22 protein-coding genes, 4 tRNA genes and 1 pseudogene are annotated in these 22,731 nt (G+C 65.7%); 5 read left to right on the top strand and 22 right to left on the bottom strand.

Features of this window, described 5'->3' with window-relative positions; translation table 11 throughout:
* Positions 1-8: 8 nt before the first annotated feature.
* The 3 genes from ACTT2I_RS05525 to ACTT2I_RS05515 form a co-directional block, all read right to left on the bottom strand.
* Positions 9-82, bottom strand: a tRNA-Cys gene (locus tag ACTT2I_RS05525).
* 77 nt (positions 83-159) lie between these two features.
* Positions 160-235, bottom strand: a tRNA-Gly gene (locus ACTT2I_RS05520).
* Between the two features lie 146 nt (positions 236-381).
* Positions 382-457: transfer RNA gene (locus ACTT2I_RS05515), tRNA-Gly, on the bottom strand.
* Between the two features lie 207 nt (positions 458-664).
* Between ACTT2I_RS05515 and ACTT2I_RS05510 the strand changes: the two genes are divergently transcribed.
* On the top strand, positions 665-1,018 hold the full coding sequence (locus ACTT2I_RS05510) for a hypothetical protein (RefSeq protein ID WP_421099595.1): 354 nt from the start codon (positions 665-667) through the stop codon (positions 1,016-1,018).
* A gap of 90 nt (positions 1,019-1,108) precedes the next feature.
* On the opposite strand, the gene ACTT2I_RS05505 is transcribed toward ACTT2I_RS05510, so the two are convergent.
* From ACTT2I_RS05505 to ACTT2I_RS05450, 12 genes are all read right to left on the bottom strand, one after another.
* Positions 1,109-1,184, bottom strand: a tRNA-Gly gene (locus tag ACTT2I_RS05505).
* Between the two features lie 46 nt (positions 1,185-1,230).
* Positions 1,231-1,854, bottom strand: a complete 624-nt coding sequence (pgsA, locus tag ACTT2I_RS05500; protein ID WP_088433209.1) for a CDP-diacylglycerol--glycerol-3-phosphate 3-phosphatidyltransferase — start codon at positions 1,852-1,854, stop codon at positions 1,231-1,233.
* Positions 1,855-1,863: 9 nt separating this feature from the next.
* The gene (uvrC, locus tag ACTT2I_RS05495) at positions 1,864-3,711 is read right to left on the bottom strand and encodes an excinuclease ABC subunit UvrC (RefSeq protein WP_088433210.1); all 1,848 of its coding nucleotides are present in this window, start codon (positions 3,709-3,711) and stop codon (positions 1,864-1,866) included.
* Entirely contained in the window at positions 3,708-5,123 is a 1,416-nt protein-coding gene (locus ACTT2I_RS05490) for a hypothetical protein (protein ID WP_421099596.1), read from the bottom strand. Before ACTT2I_RS05490 ends, uvrC begins: the two co-directional genes overlap by 4 nt.
* Before the next feature lie 46 nt (positions 5,124-5,169).
* Entirely contained in the window at positions 5,170-5,943 is a 774-nt protein-coding gene (gene kdsB / locus ACTT2I_RS05485; protein WP_421099597.1) for a 3-deoxy-manno-octulosonate cytidylyltransferase, read from the bottom strand.
* A gap of 66 nt (positions 5,944-6,009) precedes the next feature.
* Positions 6,010-7,032: a tetraacyldisaccharide 4'-kinase gene (gene lpxK / locus ACTT2I_RS05480; RefSeq protein ID WP_088433213.1), complete on the bottom strand. Its 1,023-nt coding sequence runs from the start codon at positions 7,030-7,032 to the stop codon at positions 6,010-6,012.
* Positions 7,032-8,780, bottom strand: coding sequence for a lipid A export permease/ATP-binding protein MsbA (msbA, locus tag ACTT2I_RS05475; RefSeq protein WP_421099598.1), 1,749 nt, complete (start codon positions 8,778-8,780; stop codon positions 7,032-7,034). The genes lpxK and msbA overlap by 1 nt, the downstream gene beginning before the upstream one ends.
* The gene (locus ACTT2I_RS05470) at positions 8,777-9,199 is read right to left on the bottom strand and encodes an ExbD/TolR family protein (protein WP_019183376.1); all 423 of its coding nucleotides are present in this window, start codon (positions 9,197-9,199) and stop codon (positions 8,777-8,779) included. The genes msbA and ACTT2I_RS05470 overlap by 4 nt, the downstream gene beginning before the upstream one ends.
* Positions 9,200-9,202: 3 nt before the next feature.
* Positions 9,203-9,877 carry a MotA/TolQ/ExbB proton channel family protein gene (locus tag ACTT2I_RS05465; protein ID WP_088433215.1) on the bottom strand — a complete coding sequence of 225 codons (675 nt, stop codon included), beginning with the start codon at positions 9,875-9,877 and terminating at the stop codon, positions 9,203-9,205.
* A 3-nt stretch (positions 9,878-9,880) separates the two neighbouring features.
* Positions 9,881-12,289, bottom strand: coding sequence for a DNA internalization-related competence protein ComEC/Rec2 (locus tag ACTT2I_RS05460; RefSeq protein WP_443096810.1), 2,409 nt, complete (start codon positions 12,287-12,289; stop codon positions 9,881-9,883).
* Positions 12,290-12,597: 308 nt separating this feature from the next.
* Positions 12,598-12,810 carry a hypothetical protein gene (locus ACTT2I_RS05455; protein WP_421099600.1) on the bottom strand — a complete coding sequence of 71 codons (213 nt, stop codon included), beginning with the start codon at positions 12,808-12,810 and terminating at the stop codon, positions 12,598-12,600.
* 61 nt (positions 12,811-12,871) lie between these two features.
* On the bottom strand, positions 12,872-13,174 hold the full coding sequence (locus ACTT2I_RS05450; protein ID WP_421099601.1) for a hypothetical protein: 303 nt from the start codon (positions 13,172-13,174) through the stop codon (positions 12,872-12,874).
* Positions 13,175-13,314: 140 nt separating this feature from the next.
* Here ACTT2I_RS05450 and ACTT2I_RS05445 point away from each other — a divergent pair, with 140 nt between their 5' ends.
* Positions 13,315-13,677, top strand: coding sequence for a hypothetical protein (locus ACTT2I_RS05445; protein ID WP_421099602.1), 363 nt, complete (start codon positions 13,315-13,317; stop codon positions 13,675-13,677).
* A gap of 15 nt (positions 13,678-13,692) precedes the next feature.
* On the top strand, positions 13,693-14,367 hold the full coding sequence (locus ACTT2I_RS05440; RefSeq protein WP_421099603.1) for a hypothetical protein: 675 nt from the start codon (positions 13,693-13,695) through the stop codon (positions 14,365-14,367).
* A 219-nt stretch (positions 14,368-14,586) separates the two neighbouring features.
* Here ACTT2I_RS05440 and ACTT2I_RS05435 read toward each other — a convergent pair whose 3' ends face one another.
* Entirely contained in the window at positions 14,587-15,519 is a 933-nt protein-coding gene (locus tag ACTT2I_RS05435) for an SOS response-associated peptidase family protein (protein ID WP_421099604.1), read from the bottom strand.
* Positions 15,520-15,641: 122 nt separating this feature from the next.
* Here ACTT2I_RS05435 and ACTT2I_RS05430 point away from each other — a divergent pair, with 122 nt between their 5' ends.
* Together ACTT2I_RS05430 and ACTT2I_RS05425 are read left to right on the top strand one after the other, a co-directional pair.
* Positions 15,642-15,929, top strand: coding sequence for a hypothetical protein (locus tag ACTT2I_RS05430; protein ID WP_421099605.1), 288 nt, complete (start codon positions 15,642-15,644; stop codon positions 15,927-15,929).
* Positions 15,930-15,947: 18 nt separating this feature from the next.
* A pseudogene (locus ACTT2I_RS05425) lies at positions 15,948-16,040 on the top strand (SOS response-associated peptidase); the annotation flags it as partial.
* On the opposite strand, the gene ACTT2I_RS05420 reads toward ACTT2I_RS05425, so the two are convergent.
* From ACTT2I_RS05420 to ACTT2I_RS05395, 6 genes are all read right to left on the bottom strand, one after another.
* Positions 16,037-16,786, bottom strand: coding sequence for an SGNH/GDSL hydrolase family protein (locus ACTT2I_RS05420; RefSeq protein WP_421099606.1), 750 nt, complete (start codon positions 16,784-16,786; stop codon positions 16,037-16,039). The pseudogene ACTT2I_RS05425 and the gene ACTT2I_RS05420 sit on opposite strands and share 4 nt — an antisense overlap.
* A gap of 64 nt (positions 16,787-16,850) precedes the next feature.
* The gene (locus tag ACTT2I_RS05415) at positions 16,851-17,543 is read right to left on the bottom strand and encodes a hypothetical protein (protein ID WP_421099607.1); all 693 of its coding nucleotides are present in this window, start codon (positions 17,541-17,543) and stop codon (positions 16,851-16,853) included.
* Positions 17,540-17,839 carry a hypothetical protein gene (locus tag ACTT2I_RS05410; RefSeq protein WP_421099608.1) on the bottom strand — a complete coding sequence of 100 codons (300 nt, stop codon included), beginning with the start codon at positions 17,837-17,839 and terminating at the stop codon, positions 17,540-17,542. Before ACTT2I_RS05410 ends, ACTT2I_RS05415 begins: the two co-directional genes overlap by 4 nt.
* The gene (locus ACTT2I_RS05405; RefSeq protein ID WP_421099609.1) at positions 17,839-21,348 is read right to left on the bottom strand and encodes a host specificity protein J; all 3,510 of its coding nucleotides are present in this window, start codon (positions 21,346-21,348) and stop codon (positions 17,839-17,841) included. The genes ACTT2I_RS05410 and ACTT2I_RS05405 overlap by 1 nt, the downstream gene beginning before the upstream one ends.
* On the bottom strand, positions 21,345-21,947 hold the full coding sequence (locus ACTT2I_RS05400) for a tail assembly protein (RefSeq protein ID WP_421099610.1): 603 nt from the start codon (positions 21,945-21,947) through the stop codon (positions 21,345-21,347). The genes ACTT2I_RS05405 and ACTT2I_RS05400 overlap by 4 nt, the downstream gene beginning before the upstream one ends.
* Positions 21,940-22,680 (bottom strand): C40 family peptidase, encoded by a 741-nt coding sequence (locus ACTT2I_RS05395; RefSeq protein WP_421099611.1) that lies wholly within the window; start codon positions 22,678-22,680, stop codon positions 21,940-21,942. The genes ACTT2I_RS05400 and ACTT2I_RS05395 overlap by 8 nt, the downstream gene beginning before the upstream one ends.
* Positions 22,681-22,731: the final 51 nt, after the last annotated feature.

Genomic DNA, 22,731 nt, shown 5'->3' with positions numbered 1-22,731 from the left:
TTTCTATTTGGAGGCCTGGGTCGGAATTGAACCGGCGTACGCGGATTTGCAGTCCGCTGCATGACCACTCTGCCACCAGGCCGGTGACCCTACGATCATCGAAGGCGTGTTGCGTGCCCCGATAAAACAAGACCCCGAGAACGGGGCCTGGTCAGGATTTGGAGCGGGAAACGAGACTCGAACTCGCGACCTCAACCTTGGCAAGGTTGCGCTCTACCAACTGAGCTATTCCCGCAAAATCAAGCGTGTATGTTACCGAAACCACTCGAAACACACCAGCCTTTTCACACTTTTTTTCACATCCCGGCCGATGCTTCCGGACCGGATGCCCGCGTGCCACTGCGGAGAAAAACAAGGCCCCAAGGGGGCCCTGTCGAAATCTGGAGCGGGAAACGAGACTCGAACTCGCGACCTCAACCTTGGCAAGGTTGCGCTCTACCAACTGAGCTATTCCCGCAGACTTTCGCTTGCCCCAACGGCACCGCACCCTGAGGCGCTGGAGGCTGTCGGCCCCTCGACCTGCGTCGAAGGAGCGCTATTCTGTCGGAATTCCTTCACGTCGTCAACATCCTTTTCGCAGCATGTCCGTGCGCCTGTCCGATCTGCCCCGACGCCTGCCAGTGCGCTGGCGCAGCCCCCTCGCCGCCTTTGGAACTCCCCGGCCATGCCAAGCCGTTCCCGTACCGCCCGCGTCGTCATCGTGACCGCGATCAGCCTGGTCGTGGCCATCCTCCTGCTGGGTGCAACGACCCACGCCTTCTCCAACGCCTGGCTGATGCTGACCGACAGAAGCAATGTGATGCCCGCTGAGTCCTCCATCCTCTGGTTCGAGCCCTACGTCATCAACCAGGGCTCATCGAACTACTGGCTGTATGGCAAAGACCGCACGAACTACTACCACTTCGTGCATCTGGACGAGGCGCTGTACCTGTACCTGCCGATCAACAACCGCTGCCCCGGGTTCGACCGCGAGGACATCCGCACGTGGTGCGATGTCCGGATCGGGCAGCGCCACTGAGATTGCACACGCACAAACGAAAAAAGCGACCCGGAAGGTCGCTTTTTTCGTTGCATCGCATCGGGACGGATCACGATGCAATGCGGTATCTGGAGCGGGAAACGAGACTCGAACTCGCGACCTCAACCTTGGCAAGGTTGCGCTCTACCAACTGAGCTATTCCCGCTTGGGAGGCGAAATTCTACAGCCAAACGAGGGGCTGTCAACAGCCCTTATGCATTCTTTTTTGCTTTGGCGTTCTCGCGCGCGAGGCGCTCGTCTTCGCGCAGGCTCGGCCACGCCGCGTGCAGGTACTGCAGCCCCGACCACAGCGTCAGGATCGAGGCGATCGCCAGGGTCCAGTCACCGATGTGGAAGACCTGGGTACCCATCCAGATGTCCTGCATCGGGGTGTGCGGGGCGACCGAATACAGCAGGCACAACAGGGCGACCATCTGCGCGGTGGTTTTCACCTTGCCGATCACCGCCACGCGCACCTTGGCACGCTGGCCGATTTCGGCCATCCATTCGCGAAGTGCCGACACGGCAATCTCGCGGCCGACGATCACGGCCGCCCACACCGCCATCCACGCGGTGGGATGGCCCTGCACGATCAGGAACAACGCCACGGCCACCATCAGCTTGTCCGCGACCGGGTCGAGGAACGCACCGAACGCGGACTGCAGGTCGTAACGGCGGGCGATCCAGCCGTCGAGCCAGTCGGTGAGCGCGGCCAGGCCGAAGATCGCCGCGGAGGCGAAATTGGTCCACTTGTAGGGGAGATAGAACACCAGCACCAGGACGGGGATCATCACGATCCGCAGCAGGGTCAGCCAGGTGGGGAGGGTCAACTTCATTGCGTCTCTCTACTCGCCCGCCGCATCGGGCGTAGGCAGTCCATGAAGGTTAGCGTAGATACGCGCAGCGAGGGCGTCATTGATGCCGTCCACTTTCGCGATTTCCGCTTCGCCGGCGGCTTTCAGGCCGACCAGGCCGCCGAAATGCTTGAGCAGGCTGGCCCGCCGGCGCGGGCCGATGCCGGGGATATCTTCGAGCTTGCTGGTCATGCGGGCCTTCTGGCGGCGCCCGCGGTGGCCGGTGATGGCAAAGCGGTGGGCCTCGTCACGCACCTGCTGGATGAACTGCAGGGCCGGCGACGCTGCGCCCGGGCGCAGTTCGCGCCCATCCGGCAGCACCAGGGCTTCGTGCCCTGCCCTGCGCTCCACGCCCTTGGCCACACCGACCAGCATCACCCCTTCCACGCCCAGATCGGCCAGCGCCGACTGCGCCTGGGCCAACTGGCCGGCGCCACCGTCGATCAGCAACAGATCGGGCAGCACCGCATCTTCCTCCACCGCGCGACGGAAGCGCCGTTCGATCGCCTGGTGCATGGCGGCGTAATCATCACCGGGCTCGATGCCGCTGATGTTGAAACGGCGGTACTGACTGCGCACCGGGCCGGCCGCATCGAACACCACGCACGAGGCCACGGTGGCTTCGCCCATGGTGTGGCTGATATCGAAACACTCCACGCGCTTGACCGGTTCAGTCAGGCCGAGCATCTGCCGCAGGTCTTCGCTGCGCGCGTGCTGCGCAGTGCGGCTGCCCAGCTCGGTGACCAGGGTGATCTGCGCGTTGCGTGCGGCCAGTTCGACATACCCGGCGCGCTCGCCGCGCACGTTCCAGCGCAGCTGCACCTTGTGCTCGGCCGAGGCGCTCAGCGCCGATTCGATCAGGCTGGCATCCGGGATTTCGCGGTCGAGCAGAATCTCGCGCGGCGGCGCGTGCTCGGCGTAGTACTGGGAGACGAAGGCACCCAGCACTTCGTCAGCGCTTTCTTCGCCGTTGGTGCGCGGGAAGAACGGACGCGTGCCCATGTTGCGGCCATCACGGAAGGCCAGCAGCAGCACGCAGGCGCTGGCGCCCTGGGTGGCGCAGGCGAGCACGTCCAGATCGGCCGCGCGGCCGTCTACATATTGGCGAGTCTGCATGCTGCGCAGCGAGGCGATCAGATCGCGCAGGCGCGCGGCCTGCTCGAATTCCAGTGCTTCGCTGGCGGCCTGCATCTGGGTGCCGAGTTCGCGCGCCAGCTGATCGCTCTTGCCTTCCAGGAACATCGAGGCGCGGCGCACCGATTCGGCGTAATCGTCCGGCGCCACCAGCTCCACGCAGGGCGCGCTGCAGCGGCCGATCTGGTACTGCAGGCAGGGCCGCGAGCGGTTACGGAACACGCTGTCTTCGCAGCTGCGCAGCTTGAACAGCTTGTGCATCAGGTTGAGCGTTTCGCGCACGGCGGTGACGCCGGGGTACGGCCCGAAGTAACGCCCCGGCACCGCGCGCGGGCCACGGTGCAGTGCGATCCGCGGCCATTGCTCACGGGTCAGCAGCACGTGCGGATAGGTCTTGTCGTCGCGCAGGGAGACGTTGTAACGGGGCGAGAGCGACTTGATCAGCTGGTTTTCCAGCAGCAGCGCCTCGGCCTCCGAGCGGGTCACGGTCACGTCCATGCGCGCGACCTGCGAGAGCATCGACATGATCCGCGTGGTCTTGGGCGTGCCGTTGAAATAGCTGCCCACGCGGTTGCGCAGCGCACGCGCCTTGCCGACGTACAGCAGCGTGTCGTCGGCGGCGTACATGCGGTACACGCCGGGGGCGGTGCTCAGGTGGGCCGCAAATGCCTTGCCATCGAAGGCGGGGGCGGAAGTAACAGTCATTCGTTGATCGGCACGTCGCTCAGGACACCACTGACGGGGTCGAATCGCAGTACGGCATGGGCATCGGTCTCGGCGATCCAGACCGCACCGCCGCCCAGCGCCAGGCCGGCCGGACCATGCAGGCGTCGCGGCAGCTCCAGCGTGCTCAGCTCACCACCGCCCAGGCGCAGCGTGCGCAGGCGGCCGTTGCCGGCATCGGCGATCCACAGCAGCGGCGCATCCGGACTCAGCGCGATCGCCTGCGGGTACTGCAGCAGCGCCGAGGTGCGCGGGCCGTCCTGTTCGCCGAAGGTCCACAGCCCCTGCCCGACCAGCGTCTGTACCAGATCGCCACGCAGCTGCATGGCGCGGATCGACGAGCCCAGCGCGTCGCAGACGTACAGCACCTGCTGGACCGCCGCGACCGAGCACGGCTGCGCGAAGGCTGCCATATGGCCACTGCCGTCGCGCTCATCGATGGCGCCACTGCCGGCGCGCCACTGCAGGCTGCGCTGGCCGAGGTGATAGCTCCAGATGCGGTTGTCGCCGGCCATCGCGATATGGATCTGGTTGTCGGCGACGGCCAGGCCCTGCGGGTGGTTGAGGGCGGTGTGGCGCGGATCGGCCACCGGCCCTTCGATCGGCTCGCCGGGGCGGCCGGTGCCGCACAGCGTATCGACCTGCCCGGAAAGAAGATGGATGCGGCGCAGGGCATGGTTGCCGGTGTCGGCCACGTAGAGCCATTCGCGCTCCAGCGCGAGGCCCTGGGGATGGTGAAAGGCCGCCTGGGCCTGGTCGCCATCCATGAAATCGGCGGTCCCCATGCCGAACTGGCGCAGCACACGGCCGCCATGGCTGCACTCCAGCACGCGGTGATGGCCGGTATCGGCGATGTACAGGCGCTCGGTGGTCACCGCCAGGCCGGTCGGGAAGCGCAGCGGCAGGCGCGGCTCGGGGCTCAGTTCGCGGGCACCGTGCAGCTCTTCATCGGACGGCCGCGAGCTCCCTTCGCAGAGCGCCGTGAGCGCGCGTTCCAGCTCCCCGCCGAGACCGACCAGACGGTCGCGCTCGCGCCCCTGGGCATCGAGCAGGACCAGGGTCGGCCACGCGGTCACGCCGAAGCGGCGCCAGCCATCCCACTCCGCATCCAGCAGGGCCGGGGCGGTCAGCCCCTGCCGGCGCAGCAGCTTGAGGGACTGCTCGGGGTCACGTTCCCCATCGAAACGCGGCACCTGCAGCACCAGCAACTGCAGCCTGCCGGGGTTGCGCGATTGCCACTGGGCCAGCTCGGCCAGCCGCTGCGCGCACCACACCGAGGCGGCATTGACGAAGGCCAGCACCACCGGCCGCCCCTGCAGCTCGGCCAGCGTGGTGGGCGTGGCGTTGAGCCAGGTGGCGAATTCGGGAAGATCCTGGACGGGCTGGACGTTCATGCCCCGATTATGCCGGACTACGCGTCATGCAACCGTCGTGCCACGGTCACGGATGTGCGGCCCACCAGGCTTCGGCACGCGCCAGATCGTCCGGGGTATCGATGCCGGGCGGGAACTCGGCCGGGGTCAGGGCCACGCTGATGCGGTGCCCCGCTTCCAGCACGCGCAGCTGCTCCAGCGACTCCAGCTGCTCCAGCGTGCCCGGCGGCAGCGCGGCGAACTGGCGCAGGAAGCCGGCGCGGTAACCGTAGATGCCGATATGGCGCAGCCAGTGTGGGCCGGCAAGCGTGTCGCGCGAGCGGGCGAAGGCATCGCGGTGCCACGGAATCGGCGCGCGGCTGAAGTACAGCGCATCCAGATTCTGCTTGCGCACCACCTTGACCACGTTCGGGTCGAACAGGGTTTCGGCGTCTTCGACCGGCGTGGCCAGCGTGGACATCTCCGCACCGCTGTAGACCAGGGCTTCGGCCACGGCACGGATGCCCTCGGCCGGGGCGAACGGCTCATCGCCCTGCAGGTTCACCACCAGGGTGTCGTCGGACCAGCCGGCCTGCGCGGCGCACTCGGCGAGCCGATCGGTGCCGGAGGCATGTGCGGTCGAGGTCATCGCCACGCGCACATCGGCCAGACCCTGCAGCGCCTCGGCGATGCGCTGATCGTCAGTGGCGACCCACACTTCGCGCGCGCCGGCGAGCAGCGCCCGTTGCGCTACGCGCAGCACCAAGGGTTCGCCACCGAGCAGGCGCAACGGCTTGCCCGGCAGCCGCGAGGCAGCGTAACGGGCGGGAATGGCGACGACGAACTCGACGGAAGCGCTCATGGGGGATGACCTGTACGAAAGGAATGCAGTCAGGGCCTCAGTGTGCCGTAACCGGCACCGGGCCCGTCAACGCTTGCCGAGCTTCTCGACGCGATCCAGCAGGCTGATCCAGAACGCGGCGGGCAACTCGGCCGACAGCGGCACCGCGAAGTGCCACTCGGTCGCGAAGGCCTTGCACTTGACCGCGTCCTTCTCGGTCATCAGCACGGGGAGTTCGCTGCCGAAGCGCAGATCCGCGGGCTGGTAGGCATGGTGATCGGCGAAGGCATGCGGCACCACGCCGATGCGGTGCGCGCGCAGCATGTCGAAGAAGCGCTGCGGGTTGGCGATGCCGGCCACGGCATGCACGCGCTGCCCCTGGAAATGCGAGAGGCGCCGCGCACGGCCGCCCTGCAATGGCTGCGCGCTGTCGATGCGCAGCTGCATCGGCCATTCGCCGAAGCCGCAGGCAGTCTGCGCTTCGGTGCCATCGCTGGCCTGGCCCATGTTGACTACGCGGAAATCGCAGTCGCGCGCACGGCTGGCCGGCTCGCGCAGCGGCCCGGCGGGAATCAGACGACCGTTGCCGTAGCGACGCTGGGCGTCGACCACTTCGATTTCGATATCGCGCGCCAGCCGGTAGTGCTGCAGGCCGTCATCGCAGACGATGATGTCGCAGCCCGCTTCGACCAGCGCCTTGCCCGCGGCCACTCGGTCCGCATCGACGCGCACCGGCACGCCGGTTTTCCAGGCGATCAACACCGGCTCGTCACCCCCGACCGCGGTATCGGTACTGGCCAGCACCCAACGCGGCGTACCTGCATCCTCGCGGCCATAGCCACGGCTGGCGACCCCCGGCTTCCAGCCGGCTTCGCGCAGGCGGTTGACCAGGGCGATCGTCAGTGGCGTCTTGCCCGTGCCACCGGCGGTGACGTTGCCGACCACGACCACCGGCACCGGCAGCGAATGCCGCTTGAGCCAGCGACGGCGATACGCCATCCGGCGCAGCGCGATCGCCGCGCCGTACAGCGGTGACGCCAGGCGCGCCAGGAACGGAATGGCGCTGCCGTCATACCAGTACGACGGCGTCTGCGTGCCCTTGCCTGCCATCAAGGCTGCCTTTCGCGGAACTGCATCTTGTGCAGGTGCTCGTACAGGCCACCCAGCGCCAGCAGTTCGTTGTGCGTGCCACGTTCGACAATGCGGCCATGGTCCATCACCAGCACCTGGTCGGCATGTTCGATGGTGGACAGGCGATGGGCGATCACCAGCGTGGTGCGCTCGGGCATCAGGCGCTGCAGGGCGTCCTGCACCAGGCGCTCGGATTCGTTGTCGAGCGCAGCGGTGGCTTCATCCAGGATCAGGATCGGCGCATCGCGCAGGATCGCGCGGGCGATCGCCAGGCGCTGGCGCTGGCCGCCGGAGAGCAGCGCACCGTTCTCACCGACCGGCGTCTGCAGCTGCTGCGGCATGCGCGCGATGAACTCCCACGCATTGGCCGCTTCGGCCGCGGCGCGGATCTGCGCTTCGGTGGCCTCCATGCCGTAGGCGATGTTGGCGCCCACGGTGTCATCGAACAGCATGACCTTCTGCCCGACCATCGCCACCTGGCGACGCAGGTCCGCCAGCGGGTAATCATCCAGTGCCACGCCGTCCAGCGTGATGCGGCCGCCGCTGGGTTCGTAGAAGCGCGGCACCAGCCGGATCAGGCTGGTCTTGCCGCTGCCGGAGCGGCCGACAATCGCCGTCACCGTGCCCGGCTTGGCCACGAAACTGATGTCGTCCAACGCGATGCCGGTGTCTTCGCGGTAGCGCAGCATCACGTGTTCGAACGCGAGCTCACCCCGTGCACGGCCGATCCGCTGGAGGCCTTCGTCGCGCTCGACCGGCATGTCCAGAATCCCGAACAGGCGCTCGGCCGCGGCCACACCGCGTGAGATCGAGGTCTGCACACTGGTCAGGCGACGCAGTGACGGAATGATCGCCATCATCGAGGTCATCAGGCCCATGAACTGGCCTGCGTTGAGCTTGCCGGCCAGCGCCTCGCGGGTGGACACCCACACGATCACCGCCAGCGCCAATGCCGCCAGGAACTGCACTGTGCTGGAGGCCAGCGCGCGCGTGGTTTCGACCTTCATGTTCAGGCCGAGCATGCGGTTGGCCAGCCGGGAATAGCGCGAGATCTCGTGCGCCTGGGTGCCATGCACCTTCACTTCCTGCTGTGCGGCCAGGGACTGTTCGGCGGTCTGCGCCATGCCGCCCATGCCATCCTGGATGCCGCGGCTGATGCGGCGGTAGCGCTTGCCGACGATCGAGACGATCACGCCGATCAGCGGCACCACCACCAGCATCGCCATGGTGACCTTGACGCTCATCTGCAGCATCACCACCAGCATGGCGATGATGGTGAGGGTATCGGCCACCAGGGTCTTGAGCGCATCGGCGCTGGCCTGGGTGACCTGCTCGGTATCGAAGTTCAGGCGGCTGACCATCACCGGCGTGGCCTCGGCATCAAAATGCGAGGACGGCAGATGCAGGTACTTTTCCAGCACCTGCTCACGCAGGTCGCGCACCACGCTGCGGCCGGTGCGGGCCAGCGCGTAATCGCTGACCAGGGTGGCCAGGCTGCGCATCATGAACAACCCGAGGATGGTCAGCGGCAGGATCACCGCCATGCGCGGCTCCGGGTTGACGAAGCCCCGGTTGACCAGCGGCTCCATCAACTTGGTGAAGCTGTAGCCGGCCAGGGCCTCGACCACCATCGCGACCACGGCGGCGACCATGAACACCCAATAGGCGCCCGTATAGCCGAGCAGGCGCTTGTAGATCGGCCAGACGGGGGAATGTTTCTTGCTCATGGACGCACCTCCGGCGCGGTAGCGATGGCGATGCGGCGGAAGCCCAGCTGACCCAGGGCATCCTGGGCCGTGACGACAGCCTGGTAAGGCGTGCGCGCGTCGGCGCGCAACAGCACGGTCTGTTCCCGATCACTGCCGGCAACAGCGGCAATCGTCTGCTTGACCGACTCCACGTCGGTGCGCAGCACTTCCTGATCGTTGATGAAGTAACGCCCTTCGGCATTGACCAGCACGCTCAGCGAGCGCGGCGGCTCGGTGGTGTCCTGCTGGCTGGCGGTCGGCAACTGCAGCTGCAGCGTCGAACGCGCATCGAAAGTGGTGGTAACCACGAAGAAGATGATCAGGACGAGAATCACATCGATCAGGGGAACCAGATCGATATGTGGCTCGTCCTGGATCCGGTCATTGCGGATGCGCATCCGTCAGCCCTTGACCGTGACGGGTGTGGCGCCGGCCGAGGCACCGGCAGCACGCGGCGCGTTGTTCATCACGCCCGGACGACCATCAAGTGCATCCAGCAGGGCCGAGGCCTCCTGCTCCATCTCGATCACGTAGCCGGCGATGCGGCCCTTGAAATAGCGATGGAACATCAGTGCCGGAATCGCCACGATCATGCCGGTCGCGGTGCAGACCAGCGCCTTGCCGATACCGCCGGCCAGCTGATTCACATCGCCCACGCCGTGGTCGAGGATGCCCATGAACATCTGGATCATGCCGACCACCGTGCCGAGCAGGCCCAGCAGCGGGCCGGCCGAGGCGATCGTGCCCAGGGCGTTCAGGAACCGCTCCATGCGGTGAACCAGATGCCGGCCGGCATCTTCGATGCGCTCGCGGATCTGGTCGCGCGGGCGATTGCGTGCTTCCAGCGCGGTGGCCAGCAGCGCGCCCAGCGGCGAATTGCCGCGCAGCGACTGGATATGGCTCGGGTCGAGCTTGCCGCGCGCGGCCCAGTTGCGCACTTCCTGCCCCAGCCCGGGGGGCAGGACTTCATTGCGCCGCAGGGTCCAGAAACGCTCCAGGACAATTGCCAAAGCCAGTACGCCCAACAGCAGCAGCGGCAGCATCGGCCAGCCACCGGCCTTGACCAGTTCCCACACGTTTCAATCCTCCGGCCCAGCGGCCGCCTGTTTGATCGCCGATAGGATAGCAGCCGACCGGCTCCGCTCCGCGGCATCCCACCAACGCCGCTCGAAAACCCGTTGTTCACGTACCTGCAGGCCTTCACGCCCGAGCCAGACGCGCACCGCGCCGCTCTCGGACGTGTTGAGCACTTCGGCCCCCACAGCCTGCCAACGCGCCACCACCTCGGCACGCGGATGGCCGAAGCGGTTGCGGTGACCAGCCGAGACGATCGCCAGCCGCGGCGCGACAGCCGCCACCCAGGCCGGCGTGGACGAGCTGGCACTGCCATGGTGCGGGACCACCACCGCTTCGGCCGCCAGCAGCGCGCCTGCATGCTGGACCAGCAGGGCCTCGCTGCGCTTCTCGATGTCGCCGGCCAGCAGGACCGCCCCCTGCCCGGTTTCAATCCGCAGCACGCAGCTGCTGTCGTTGGTCGACTGCGGTGTATCGGGTGGCGGATGCAGGACCCGGAACGTCACCCCGTCCCACTGCCATGATTGACCGGCATGGCAGGCCACTGCGCGGCCACGCAGGGCACCGGGCGGTGCCTGCAGCGTCGCACCGGGAAAGCTGCGGCGCACCCCGCGCAACCCACCGGTGTGGTCACGGTGGTCGTGGCTGATCATGATCCGGTCCAGCCGGCCCTGCCCCAGCGCGCGCAGGGTCGGCACCACGATGCGCTCGCCGGCATCGAAGCCGTCGTCGGCCCCCGGCCCGGTGTCATACAGCAGCGTGTGGCGGCGCGTGCGCACCGCTACCGCCAGGCCCTGCCCCACATCCATCACCAGCAGTTCCACCTCACCCTCGCCCGGGCCATGCCGCGCCGGCCACAGCAACGGCAGGCACAGCAGCAGCGCGGGCACCCGGCCGCCACTGCCGCGCGGCAGCAGCAGCCAGAACACACCGAACACCGCCGAGATCAACGCCCAGCGATTGGCCTGCGGCAGCCACCACAGCGACAGCTCACTGCGCGCGGCATGGCCGAACAGCCACCAGCTCGCTTCAAAGCACCACGCCGCCAGCTGCCAGGGCCAGCGCCCGGCCCCCTCGAGCAGCGCCTCCAAGGCAGTGCCCAGCAGGGCCAGCGGCACGACCACCATCGTCCACCACGGAATCGCCACGAGATTCACCAGCGGGCCGGCGCGCGAGGCCTGGCCGAACAGCGCCACGGTCAACGGCAACAGCGCCACGGTCGCCACGCCCTGCGCGCCCAGAAAGCCGCGCAGCCAGCTCGTCTCACGCCCGGGCAGGCACCAGATCAGCCACAGCACGCCGGCAAAACTGAGCCAGAAGCCGGGGGCAAGGACCGCGAGCGGGTCGAACACCAGCATCGCCAGCGCCGCCAGGGACAGCGACTGCGCCACCGTCGCCCGCCGCCGGCTGCAGCGCGCCGCCGCTACCACCGCGATCATCAGCACGGTGCGCACCGTTGGCAGTGCAAAGCCGGCCGCTGCGGCGTACAGCGCCGCACCTGCGACCGCCGCGGCCGCGGCGCCCATCGGGCGCGGTACGTACAGGCCGACTATCGGCAGGCACCGCCAGAGCCCGCCCGCCAGCACCGCGGCGACGCCAGCGACCACGCCGACATGGAAGCCGGAAATCGCCACCAGGTGAGTCACGCCCAGCGCACGCAGGTCGTCCCAGTCCGCCTGGCTGAGGCCGCGGGTATCGCCCAGTGCCAGCGCCTGGACGAAGCGGCGGCCATCGCCCTTGACCGCCCTGGCAATCGCATCGGCCATGCGCTCCCGCCACGCCGGCAACCCGCTCGGCTCGGCCAATGGATGGGCCTGGGCGGGCTCACGTACGTAGCCGCTACCGGCGACGCGCTGCCGCAACGCATAGCCCTCGGCATCGAACCCGCCCGGATTCACCCGCCCGCGCGGCGGCCGGGCGCGCACGCTGAGCGACCAGCGTTCGCCGGCCTGGAGCGTGCGACGGCGGTCATCCGCTGCGCCCCGGAATCCGTCGTACCAGCCCAGGGCGAGATCCCGCCCGCGGAGTTCGCCTGGCATCGCCGGATCATCATCCACCCGGAAACGGAAGCGGGTGCCACCGGGACCGTGGTCGGGGAGGCTGATCACCCGTCCGTGCAGCGCATGGTCCACCGGCGGGCCACCGGGGGGCAGCTGCTGCGCGAGCCCGGCGTGGCCGTGCACCGCGGCCCAGCCGAGACCGAAAAGAGCAGCACCGAGCAGGCGCAGGCGGGAGGGCAGGACCCAGAGCAGGATTCCGAACGCTGCCGCAGCAACGCCCCACCCCTGCGGCAGCAGCCGAGGCGAGAAAATGATCGTGCAGATGCCTGCCAACAGCGCAACGACACACGCCTTGCCGAAGATCGGGAGCGAGAGGCGCACAGCCGTGCCATCGGTGTGTAGCACTCGCCGCATGCGCGCCACCCAGGAAACCCTGAGTGTCGACGGCGAACGCAATGCCGGGTATCAGTGCGGCATGCATGGTGCTGTCAGGAAATGCACATAGCAAAAAAGCCAACCCGAGGGCTGGCTTTTCTGTTGTGCCACGACAGTCTCCGGGACTGAAGTGGTGGGCGGTACAGGGTTCGAACCTGTGACCCCTACCATGTCAAGGTCGCGGAAGATCAATAGAAACAACGACTAAGCCGATCACCCGCGATCATTGGCGGCCTACGGAAATCAATGACCTACCCGTGGCCTGGGGTCAGTTTGGGGTCAGTCCATCAGGCGGCCTGGTCGTCGTGCAAGGGCTGCAGCCGGTTTGCGATGCCGTCGAAGCGCGCGGCCTCGGCGCGGAGGCGATCAGCCCCACGACGACGCGTCGCCCTCGCCCGCCAGTCACCGCTGCGAATGCTGTCCAGATCGTCGGCCTGCTGCCATAGCGAAGCCGCCCTCGCGCGCGCCCAGCGCGCCTTGCCGATGCTCTTTTGATCCATGGAGCCACTGTCGTCGCCGGCGGTCGCACGGGCCGATACGGGGGCAACGCCGGCTGACTGCCTACCAGGTCCGGTTCTTCCTCGCGGCCGCGCGGGCCACTTCGCGCTGGTCGATCTCGAGGCGAAGCCGCTGCTGATGCCTGACCGCCCACAGCTCAGACCCGATCACGCCCTTCTCGTAGCTGGTGCAGCCCCGTCGCCCCCGATACTGGTCGTCCAGATGACGGTCCACCTCGACCCACCAGACGTGATTGTCGACGCGCTTCTGCAGGCGCAGTACCTCCGTGGCGCCGCAGTAGAGCGCATCCGGGAGTTCATCAGGGCGGCTGGCGACCGAGCGCCATCGGAAGTCGGGAGGGAGCATGGGCGCAGGATACGGACCGGAGTCTCAGATTTCGCGACCGCGTTGAGCGAGGCCTCCATCGAGCTGCTGTAGGGTTTTTCCTACTCCCCCAATGACAACGGTTCAGCTAGTATCCGCCGTTTAGTGAATAGGGGAAAACTGTGGCAAAGAAAATCCTTGCTTGGGAACGAGAGGGCGACGAGATTCGCTTTCCGCATGTGCAGGCGAAAGACCATCGATTTGAGTACATCTCTGGAGCCATCGCCGCCGGACCAATGAACGACGGCCCGACGATGCTAATTCTCTATCGAGAGGTTCTTCCTTCTCTTACGGAAGTCGTCGAGGTAAACAGCGAGGCCGCGGACGGTGGTTCGTTGGTGATGTCGAGTAAGGGCGTGATAGCTGTAGAAGGCGCTCTCCGTGAGGACGTCGTGACTTTGGTCCTAACTCAAAATGGAGTTGAGCAGCTTCAGCGCGTCCTCACTGCTCACCTTAAAAAGCTGCACGAGAGCAGTCAGGACTAGTAGACAGGGATAGAGATGGAGCATCCAATTTTGGGCCAGGTAAGGATCACCACAACCAGTCAAGTGTCCTGCCCTCCAGCGACCCAAGAGTTTGTTGCGTCATTGATGGGGGAAGCCGATGGTGAAAAGGCCGGGAGGAGCATTTCAACGATGTTCAGCGCTTCGAAGGCTGCTGGCGATTTCGTGGAAATGCCCAAATCGAGCAGCCCTCCCGCTAGCACCTTCCTGACGTGGACCCAGATCAACGCCCCCTTAACGGATGGCGTCGTAAAACTCAAGCCCATTGAAGTCGCGCCTCCCGGGGATGATCATACGGTTATGAATACGATGAGTCGGGAAGAAGTCGAGCAGCGCATCAGGGTGGCAGAAGCCAATTCCCGTGCAGCGCTGGCGGAATTCCGCGAAGAGGCGGTAAAGCTCCGCTCAGACCTGAGGGCCGGTAACGATCAAATCGGACTGGTGCTCAAAGAGGTCAAGTCGCAAGGTGAGGCAAACGTGGCGCAATCTGCGACGTTTTACGCCAACGCCAACGAGGTCTTGGGCCAGATCAAGTTGGCTGGCGAGCAGAACAAGACTTGGCTGATGAGCGTTGGATACAAGGTGTTGACTTGGTTCTTTGGCGCGATTGTGGCCATCGCCTCCGTGAGCTTGGCAGTGTATAAGGCGGTGAGCGCCGGAATGGCGGGGTAAGACCGCCGCTCACATTAGTCAGTATCCGATGGCTTTGTGATCGGACGTGCCGCCCTATAGTGGCGGCACCAGAAATCGGAAAGCGCCGGCGGGCGGCTGCTCAGGCCGCCCGGCACCCGGGCTGAGCTGCCTGCGGCTCCCGGATCCGGCATGCCAATCATCGACCGCGCCGCACCCTGGGACCATAGGCCAAGTGCGCGAGAAAGAGTCGGAACAGCCCTACGCCGCTAGGCGGTGCTCGTAGAACGGGTGCCGCTTGTCGTCGAAGATCGAGTAGAGCGCGCCCAGGTCGGCCGGGTCGGGGTTGAGCCAGGCGTCCACGTGGTCGGGCTTAATGTTGATGATCGTCCGGTCGTGACCCGCTGCAGCGACCTCGGGTTCTGGGTCATCGGTGATTGCCGCGAAGGACAGTAGATCGGGCTCCTTGCCGGCCGGATCCACCCAGTGCGACCACAAGCAGGCCACCAGCATCGGATCGCCGGTGCGGGGGGTGAACTGGACTACCTGGTTGCCGCCGTCCGGCCCCTCGACGTTCTCGTAGAAGGTGTCCACCACCATGAGCGCGTGCGTGTAACCGAAGGCGGGCCGCCAGAAGCCCTTCAGGCTGTCACGCCTCGCGTTGTAGGTGCCGGGGTAACGCTGGTCGTAGCTGGCCGGCTTCCCCGCCAGTCGGCACTGATAGCGCATTGGCTTCACCACTCGCTTGCCGCCCTCGGACACGATGACGGCGCCATACACGCCCGGGAAGATGCGCGAGTCCCTTGCCACGTGGTCAGTGCGCCGGAGGTCGGCCAGCTTGCCTTGGGCCCGGGCGATCTTGTTGGTGGCCACCCGAACGTCGTTCTCGGCCTTCTTCGTGACTTTGGTCTGCAACGCGCGCTCGGCGTTGACCAGGCGGGTCTTCTGGGTGAACAGCTCCTGCTCGAAGGCTGTTGCATCCCTGCCGTTCCAGTCCTGAATCGCCGCCCAGACCGAGCGCTCGGCTGGGGTCTTGCCCGCGGCGAACGCATCATCCATGGCCTTCGGGGTCTTCGGCCGCTTCTTGCCCGGGTCGTGGGCATACAGCGCCGCGAACTCGTCCATGGACACGACCGCGCCGAATTCGCGCACGAGCTTGTGGTAGTCGGCTTTGATCTGAGCGGAGTAGCACATGAGCGGATTACATCACGGGGGCCGCAAGGCGCCGTGAGCGACGAAATCTGCTCCCGCTTAACAAGCGGACGGATATTATTCAGTCCCGAGGCGATCCGGCCCCGTTTCCGACGAGAAGGCCCATGCCCAACACCGGACAGTTCTATCTCCTACGCGTTGATGGTCAAGCCGACGAGGCCGAGAGGCTACTTGAGGTGACCGCCGTAGAATGCAGCTGCCTGCCCTGCGGCTGGACCTTCACCGCCACGCCCGACCATGGCCTCACCACCCTTGCGGGCGGCGCGGTGCTCAAGTGCCCGCACTGCGATAACAGACAGGCAGTCAGCTTCGTCAGGTTCTCCGAGTTCGTGAACCGAGTCGGCGGCGCGTCTCACCTGCCGGCCATGGAGGCCGGCCACAGGAGCCGGTGACGGCGATGCCGCTGGGGCAGTGAGCCGCCGGCGATGGAGGCCTATCGCGTCAGCCGGGCCGTGAACACGCCGCGGAACAATCGCGCGGAACTCCTGGAACCGGCTCTCTAATCAGCAATGGCACGCTCGAACAGCGGGAGCAGCTGACCGACGACCAGCTCATGTCCCGCGCGGTTCGGATGGTTGAACTGGGCCATTAGACCTTCGCGATTCCCTCGGTACTGCTCGAAGGCACGCATGCTATCCGCGACGGGCACGTTCTCAGACCCTCCAAGTGCACGGATCATCGCCGCCTGCCTAGCCAAGGGGTCGGAGCTATCGCCCGGGTGCGCCTGCAGGTCCCAAGTTGGCGTGAGTAGGACTGGGCATGCTCCTACTGCCCTTACCCGACCAATGATATCGAGTAGGTTCTTTCGGGACTCCGCCAGGGGCATCGCGCGGTCATTGAGCCCGTAGTCGATCGTCACTACGCGCGGATGGTGATCCAAAACGTCCCGCTGCATCCGCAGTAAGCCTTGGCCTGAATCCTCCCCTCCGATGCCTGCGGTGATCACATTCAGCACCGCGTGAGGGTAGCGCTCCGAAAGCGCATCCTCTAGAAGCCGAGGGTATGCGTCTCGCTTGTTCACTTCCGGGGTATTGCCATAACCGGCAGGCACGCTATGTCCAAAGGCCACGATGTTGACTGTAGTATTTTTCGGCCAGGCGATTTGCATGTCGCGGACGACGATCGACAGGCATTCCATACGCGCATTGGTGGCGGATGCCGTGGGGGCAGCACCATGCCCGATGCCGCACCCGGAAAGGGCCAATGCAATGAGGGGAACGGCCCAGCGGTAGGAAGACACGACGTTCATGCGCTAACGATACATCAGCAAAGACCGGCAGTACGATCCCTCGGTTGAGCTCAACCCCATCGCGTCAATACGCCGCTGTCCCAAAGAACCTTCTGTAGTTCGCAAACGGATTGCCTGGCAGAGCTGCCATAGTCACAAGGTCTACAGCTGCTACTGTGAGCTGGCTTCTATTTCCATTGAAGCGCGCGACAATGCCCGGAAATATCTCGTCGTAGCTGCCACCTGCAAGACCGATAAGCGGGTTCGCCCATATCCAAGGATCGCTCTGGCCTTTCGTGAGGTTGAAAGCCTTAGGCCAGCCGTTGCTGTCCACATCGTCAAACACCTCTGTAATGCGCAGCTGCCGGTATGCGGATGCGAAGACGAGGTTTCCGCCCGCATCGAACACATCAAACCCAAAGGTCGAGCCACCGCTCCCCATAGCCACGCGCGTGGACAGGATCGCCCAATCGAAGGGGCACTGACCCCAGAGTTGGATCGCCCCGTTTGGCCTAGCCGGAAACGAGCCGATTGCCTCGTGAGGACGGTTTACGAAGCACCCGCCCACGTACTGATTGGTCTGCTCGGGGCGGATTAATACCATCGGGCATTCCAACGCGCTGCTGGTCTGCGCATCCAGAGCTACATTCACGAAATAGCTGTTACTGCCGACCGCCCTCGTGTTGCAGTAACCGCTAAATGCGAACCGCGCATTCCTGTAGTCGCTATCGATCTGAAGAATCTGTTGATCGTTGAAAACTTGAATGCCAGCGGTCATACCCGATACACCGAATAGTAGTTGACGGGCCGAATCCCGCCGGTGGTGTCATTACAGACCACGTTGAACCCCCCGTTGACGATGCTCACCGGATTCCCCGCACCTGGCCCCGACGTGGCCACTGCGATCCAAGTGCCATCGTTCGACATACCCGGTACGCCGACAAATACCGTCGGGAAACTTGGACTGCCCGCCGGCGCCTGATAGGAGCCGGACGTCATGAAGCGTGTCAGGCGCTCCGTCACATCCAGCACGATCGCCCCGCTCGCGTCCCACACCTGAAGGCCCTGCGCCATTACCAGATCCCCATACGAACCCGTAGCGTTCCGTTGGCGTCATACACCCTGATCGCGCTGTCGTTGATGGTCAGGTAGCCGCCGTTGTTGGGTCCTGTCATCGTCAATGTTCCGTTTTTGTCCAGCCTCCACCGCGCGTTTCCGCCCGCCCCGATTGCGGTCGATTGGATCACGTCTCCAATCATTGCGTTCTGAATCCAGCCGGTGCCGATCAGCGCTTGGTTGATGAAGGTCTGACCACCCTGGATCACAAACGGCGAGGTCACCTGCCCGTTCACGATGTTGATGACCGCGAATCGATCGGCCTGCATCAGAATCTGGCTCTGGTAGCTGCCGTCGGGCTGCTGCTCCACACCAATACCCATGCCAGCCATATAGATCTGGCCCGCACTGGTGATCTGCGCCTTGACGGTGTAGGTCGCGCTGACCCGGCCGTTGAGGTCGACAACCGCCTGACTCACCTTCTGCACCGATGCCTCAATACCACCCAGGTCGATGTCACCGATGGATGCCTCCACCTGGTCGACCCTGCTGGCCAGCGCGCGATCACCCTCCGCAATCACGGTCTGGATCGTCACCGAGCCGGCATAAACCCCGGTGTCCCCTGCGCCCCAATCGGTATCGCCCGCTGCGTGCACATCGAGCTGCGCGAAGAGACCGTCCACCTTCTGGCCCTGGGCAGAGACCTCGCCGTCCAGGTTGATGATGTCCATCTCCAGCTGATCGACCCGGCCGACAATAGCGCCGGCGTCGGCGATCGCTTGCCCCACGTCCTTCCACTTTGTGCCAGGCGGCGTCTCATTGCCGGCCGCACTTCCTTCCCAGCTGTAGATGCGCCCGTTGTAGATCACCGTCTGGCCATTGCTGTAGGTGGCTTCGGCATCCCACACGAGCGGGACCAGCTGGTCGATGGAATCGATCTTCTCCAGAAGATCCTGCCCCAACGCGCTTTCGCTGATTCGGCCAGAGAAGTACTCGTCGTACTTGCTCTGATCGGTGCTCGCCTCCCCCATGATCCCGGTGGTCGCCGGATACCAAGGGCCGATATTGCCGCTGCGGTCGACCAACCGGCCCCAGAAATAGAACCGTGCGCCGGCGGCTAGGCCGTTGATCTGGTGCTTGGCCTGCGGGTAGGCGAAGTCGCCCAGCTTGATCGCCGCGGCGCGATTCGGCGTTGGACCGTACCAGATCTCCGTGCGCTGGGTGTCGCTGGCGCCGGTCGGGAAGCCCCACGCCAGCCCGATGGAGAAGACATCGCTGGACGTCGTCAGGGAGGTCAATGCCGGCGGCGGCTCGGTCTTCCCGGTGATCGCCGTGAGGGCGCTCATTGTCGGCTGCGAGACCGCATTGAGGGCGTTCACGGCGCGGACCCGGGCCAGGTAGTTACCGGAATAGATGCCAGGCACCTCGAGGCTCGCCGTGGACACCCGCCCTGCCCTGACCCAGCTCATGTCGTCCCGGCGCCACTCGACGTCATAGGCGATGGCCTTGTCAGCCGCGTCCCATGCGATGGTCAGCACGTGGGTGGCGATGCCCTGGTCGATTACCGAGCGGGACGTCAGCCGCACGTTGGTCGGCGGCGGCTGGACGCTGGGCGGGATGATGCTGATGGGCGGCAGCTCCAGACGGGTGCCGTCATCGATGGCCGCGAACTTGCCCGGCACGTGCTTCAGCGCGGTCACCCGGTAGGTGATGCCCTGCTCTTCCGTAATGGGATTCTCGGTGATCGCCAGCACCCGGAACTGCTGCAGCGCCAGCTCGGCGCTTTCCAGCGACCAGACGGACTGCGCCACGGGCACTGCCGACCACGGCGCGGTGACCTTGACCGCGTTGCCGGTGATCGACTGCACGGTGCGGGCCTGCGTCTTGCCCGAGGGCAGCGTTGCACGCAGCGTGTCACCCGGCCCGATCACCTCGGGCAACTTGTCCAGCACCAACGTGTCGGCCGTAGCGGTCTTGATGCGCCCGCCGTTGCGGCGACCAGCTCGCGCCGGATCCGCCACCTGGATCACGTCGCCGGGGAGGCAGTTGAGCACGTCCAGCCCGACGCCGAAGCTGACCGTCTCGGTCTCGAGGTTCTCGGTGTAGAGGATGTGGTTGCCGATCCGCTGCGCCTGCGATCGCGAATGGCAGCCAACCGCCGTCACCTCGGTCTGCTGGATGCCGTATCGCTGCACGCCCTGCTGGTACTGCACCGGCTCCACCTTCTGCCGGCCGAAATCGTCCGGATCCGTCCAGGAGACCAGCGCGACGGTATGCCGAGCCTTGCGCCCGGTGCCTTCGTAGGTGAAGCGGCCATCGATGACGTTCGCCTGGGTGTAGGTGAACACCGGATCCGAAGGCATGTCGGCTGAGGCCATCACCTGGCCGGCCGCATAGAAGCTGATGCCGCGGAAAATGGATGCCATGTCCTGAAGCACGCGGTAGGCGTCAGCACGGGTCTGCATGTACAGACTGCAGGTGAACCGCGGTTCCATGTTTCCCTGGCCATCGCTGACCAGCTGATCGCAGTACTGGGCGATCTGGTACAGCCGCCACTTATCTACCCAGTCCAGCGGAATCCGGTGGCCGAGGGCAAACCGGTCATTGCTGACCATGTCGAAAAAGCCCCACGCCGGGTTATTGGTCCAGCCGGTCTTGAAGGTCCCGTCCCATACACCGCTGTAGGAGCGGGTCAGCGGGTCGTAATTGCTCGGGATGCGGACGATGCGCCCCCAGGTTCGATATGACCGCGTCGGGATGTTCTGGAACTGGCTGGCGTCGACCTCCACCGCGGCGAGTGCGCAGTTGGGATAGCGCAGCTTTGCGTCGATCACCTCGGTCATGGACAGGACGTTCACCGTGTCCGAAATGGTGGAGCTGTTGGCGTTCGGAGTCAGGCGGCGGATGCGTACCTGCCACTGCGTGCCGGTCGGCAGGTCGATGCGGTGGCTGCGCTCGTACTGGGTGGTGGTCTTGTCGGTGAAAGCGCTGGTCAGCACAGTGGCGTACGGCCCGCCGTTGGTGGAAAGGTCGATGGCATAGCTGATGCTGTAGCCGACGGTGTCGCCGTTGCTGGTGTCCACCTTCTGCAGCGCGGGAACAGCGAGCCGGACGCGCACGGCCGAAAGATCGGCGCCGGTAGCGGTGCGAACGACCGGGTTGTCGCTGCGCAGCTCCACATTCACCGCGATCTCATTCTCGACGGACGGGAAGCCTGCGATATGCGTCTGGTCCTGCGTGCCAGACCGAGTCTCCACCCGCACGCCTTGGAAGTTGAGCGTGCCGTCGGCGTTCTGGATCGGAACCTGATCGAGGTAGATCGACTGGTTGCCGGCGACCAGGCCGCGAAGCTCGCCCTCGGCGATAAGGTCCAAGATGCGTGCGCGCGCGATCGAGCGCAGGCTGTCCGGCGTCTCCACCGGCGTCCGGGCGTTGCTGCCGCCCTTCTTCGCTCCAACCAGCTCTCGGCAGGCTGTGGCGAGCGCCAGCTCTTTGCCGGGCACGTGCGCGAGAACGGGCAGGTTCATTGCTGGTCCTCTGCGAGAATGCCGCCGCTGATGACGGCAGAGCCCACGAACATCCCCTTGGTGTCGTGGCCACCGAATGCATATGGCACAGGGTTGCCCTGGGCCTGCGTATTGACCGTACCGTTCATGCTGTAGCTCGGCGCGTTCTCGGCGCTGTCCTTGGCGCCCAGGCCCTTTGGCTGTGGCGATAGCATCTGCACAACGCCGCCGACGACCATGCTGATGCCGAGGTTGATGAAGGGCGTGCCGCTGACCCCCGTGTAAGCGTTCAGGACAACGCCCACAACGATCAGCACCGCTCCAATGACGGTCTGGAGGATGCCACCGCGCTTCGAGCCGACCAGCACCGGGGCGATACGGATGTCGTCCCTACCGGGCGGGTCGTCGATCTGGTCGTGCCGCAGGTTCTGCTTGCCCAGAAACACAGCGAACTCCATTCCCTTGGACTTCGCATCGCGCATGAACTCACGGAACCCCGGAATCATCATGCTCAGCGCATGAGCGGCCTCGCGCGGGCTGTTCACGGCCAGCTTGAACTCACGGCCGAAGCGCGCGCCCAGGACGCCGTAGAGCCGAACGGTGCGGACACGCTCAGTCATGGCGCGCCTCCCGGTGGCGGACGATGTAGCAGGTGCGCTCCGCCCACATCCCACCGTAGGGCACACGCTCGGATAGACGCCCGTGCAGGTGGTGCAGCATCTGGCCGTCGCCGAGATAGACGCCTGCGTGGTTCGGCACCGGTGAGCGGATCTGCATCAGGATCATGTCGCCGCGCTGCAGCTCGCCAGCGATGGGCTGGAAGCCCTCGGCCTGCAGGCGGTTCATGCTATAGAGGTCCTGCCCCTTCTCCCACCAGTCGTCCTCGCGGTCGTACTGGCTCAGGGCAATACCCAGCTCGCGCGCGTAGAAGTCCCGCACCAGGCTGTAGCAGTCCAGCACGCCATGGGCGAACTCGCGGCCGATCAGCGGGGCCTGATAGCCGCACGGTTCGATGGTCTGCAGGTCGACGAATTCCGGAGGTTCCCCGGTGACCTGGCCCACGCTGACGATGTGCCACCGCAGGCCGCTCGCCTCGCACATGACGCGGTCGGCGTCGGACGGCGTGGCCGCGGCGTTCGGGTGGCTGTGCACGACCGCCAGCAGCTCTCCCTGATCCTCAGCATCGGCGAAGTCCTCCGCTGGGAGCCGGAAATGCTCGCTGGGCGTCTCGGCGGTGTTGCGGCACGGCAGGTAGTGCTCGCCGGCGGCGGTGGTCACCACCAGCCCGCAGCACTCGCGCGGATACTCGCCCACGGCGTGTGCCTGGATCGCCTGAAGAGTCGTCTGTTCCATTGCCTCGCCCATAGAAAAGGCCCGCACTGGGCGGGCCGGGGTGTGGTGGTC

This window comes from Stenotrophomonas sp. PUT21 (assembly GCF_052232875.1).
GTDB classification, from domain to species: domain Bacteria; phylum Pseudomonadota; class Gammaproteobacteria; order Xanthomonadales; family Xanthomonadaceae; genus Stenotrophomonas; species Stenotrophomonas maltophilia_N.
Note: the sequence above shows the minus strand (reverse complement) of the source record. Positions and strands in the feature narration are given on the sequence as shown.

Excerpts from the sequence above, each read along its gene's own strand:
- ACTT2I_RS05510 (WP_421099595.1), top strand. The coding sequence starts at position 665 with ATGCCAAGCCGTTCCCGTACCGCCCGCGTCGTCATCGTGACCGCGATC.
- pgsA (WP_088433209.1), bottom strand. The coding sequence starts at position 1,854 with ATGAAGTTGACCCTCCCCACCTGGCTGACCCTGCTGCGGATCGTGATG.
- uvrC (WP_088433210.1), bottom strand. The coding sequence starts at position 3,711 with ATGACTGTTACTTCCGCCCCCGCCTTCGATGGCAAGGCATTTGCGGCC.
- ACTT2I_RS05490 (WP_421099596.1), bottom strand. The coding sequence starts at position 5,123 with ATGAACGTCCAGCCCGTCCAGGATCTTCCCGAATTCGCCACCTGGCTC.
- kdsB (WP_421099597.1), bottom strand. The coding sequence starts at position 5,943 with ATGAGCGCTTCCGTCGAGTTCGTCGTCGCCATTCCCGCCCGTTACGCT.
- lpxK (WP_088433213.1), bottom strand. The coding sequence starts at position 7,032 with ATGGCAGGCAAGGGCACGCAGACGCCGTCGTACTGGTATGACGGCAGC.
- msbA (WP_421099598.1), bottom strand. The coding sequence starts at position 8,780 with ATGAGCAAGAAACATTCCCCCGTCTGGCCGATCTACAAGCGCCTGCTC.
- ACTT2I_RS05470 (WP_019183376.1), bottom strand. The coding sequence starts at position 9,199 with ATGCGCATCCGCAATGACCGGATCCAGGACGAGCCACATATCGATCTG.
- ACTT2I_RS05460 (WP_443096810.1), bottom strand. The coding sequence starts at position 12,289 with ATGCGGCGAGTGCTACACACCGATGGCACGGCTGTGCGCCTCTCGCTC.
- ACTT2I_RS05455 (WP_421099600.1), bottom strand. The coding sequence starts at position 12,810 with ATGGATCAAAAGAGCATCGGCAAGGCGCGCTGGGCGCGCGCGAGGGCG.
- ACTT2I_RS05450 (WP_421099601.1), bottom strand. The coding sequence starts at position 13,174 with ATGCTCCCTCCCGACTTCCGATGGCGCTCGGTCGCCAGCCGCCCTGAT.
- ACTT2I_RS05440 (WP_421099603.1), top strand. The coding sequence starts at position 13,693 with ATGGAGCATCCAATTTTGGGCCAGGTAAGGATCACCACAACCAGTCAA.
- ACTT2I_RS05435 (WP_421099604.1), bottom strand. The coding sequence starts at position 15,519 with ATGTGCTACTCCGCTCAGATCAAAGCCGACTACCACAAGCTCGTGCGC.
- ACTT2I_RS05430 (WP_421099605.1), top strand. The coding sequence starts at position 15,642 with ATGCCCAACACCGGACAGTTCTATCTCCTACGCGTTGATGGTCAAGCC.
- ACTT2I_RS05420 (WP_421099606.1), bottom strand. The coding sequence starts at position 16,786 with ATGAACGTCGTGTCTTCCTACCGCTGGGCCGTTCCCCTCATTGCATTG.
- ACTT2I_RS05415 (WP_421099607.1), bottom strand. The coding sequence starts at position 17,543 with ATGACCGCTGGCATTCAAGTTTTCAACGATCAACAGATTCTTCAGATC.
- ACTT2I_RS05410 (WP_421099608.1), bottom strand. The coding sequence starts at position 17,839 with ATGGCGCAGGGCCTTCAGGTGTGGGACGCGAGCGGGGCGATCGTGCTG.
- ACTT2I_RS05405 (WP_421099609.1), bottom strand. The coding sequence starts at position 21,348 with ATGAACCTGCCCGTTCTCGCGCACGTGCCCGGCAAAGAGCTGGCGCTC.
- ACTT2I_RS05400 (WP_421099610.1), bottom strand. The coding sequence starts at position 21,947 with ATGACTGAGCGTGTCCGCACCGTTCGGCTCTACGGCGTCCTGGGCGCG.
- ACTT2I_RS05395 (WP_421099611.1), bottom strand. The coding sequence starts at position 22,680 with ATGGAACAGACGACTCTTCAGGCGATCCAGGCACACGCCGTGGGCGAG.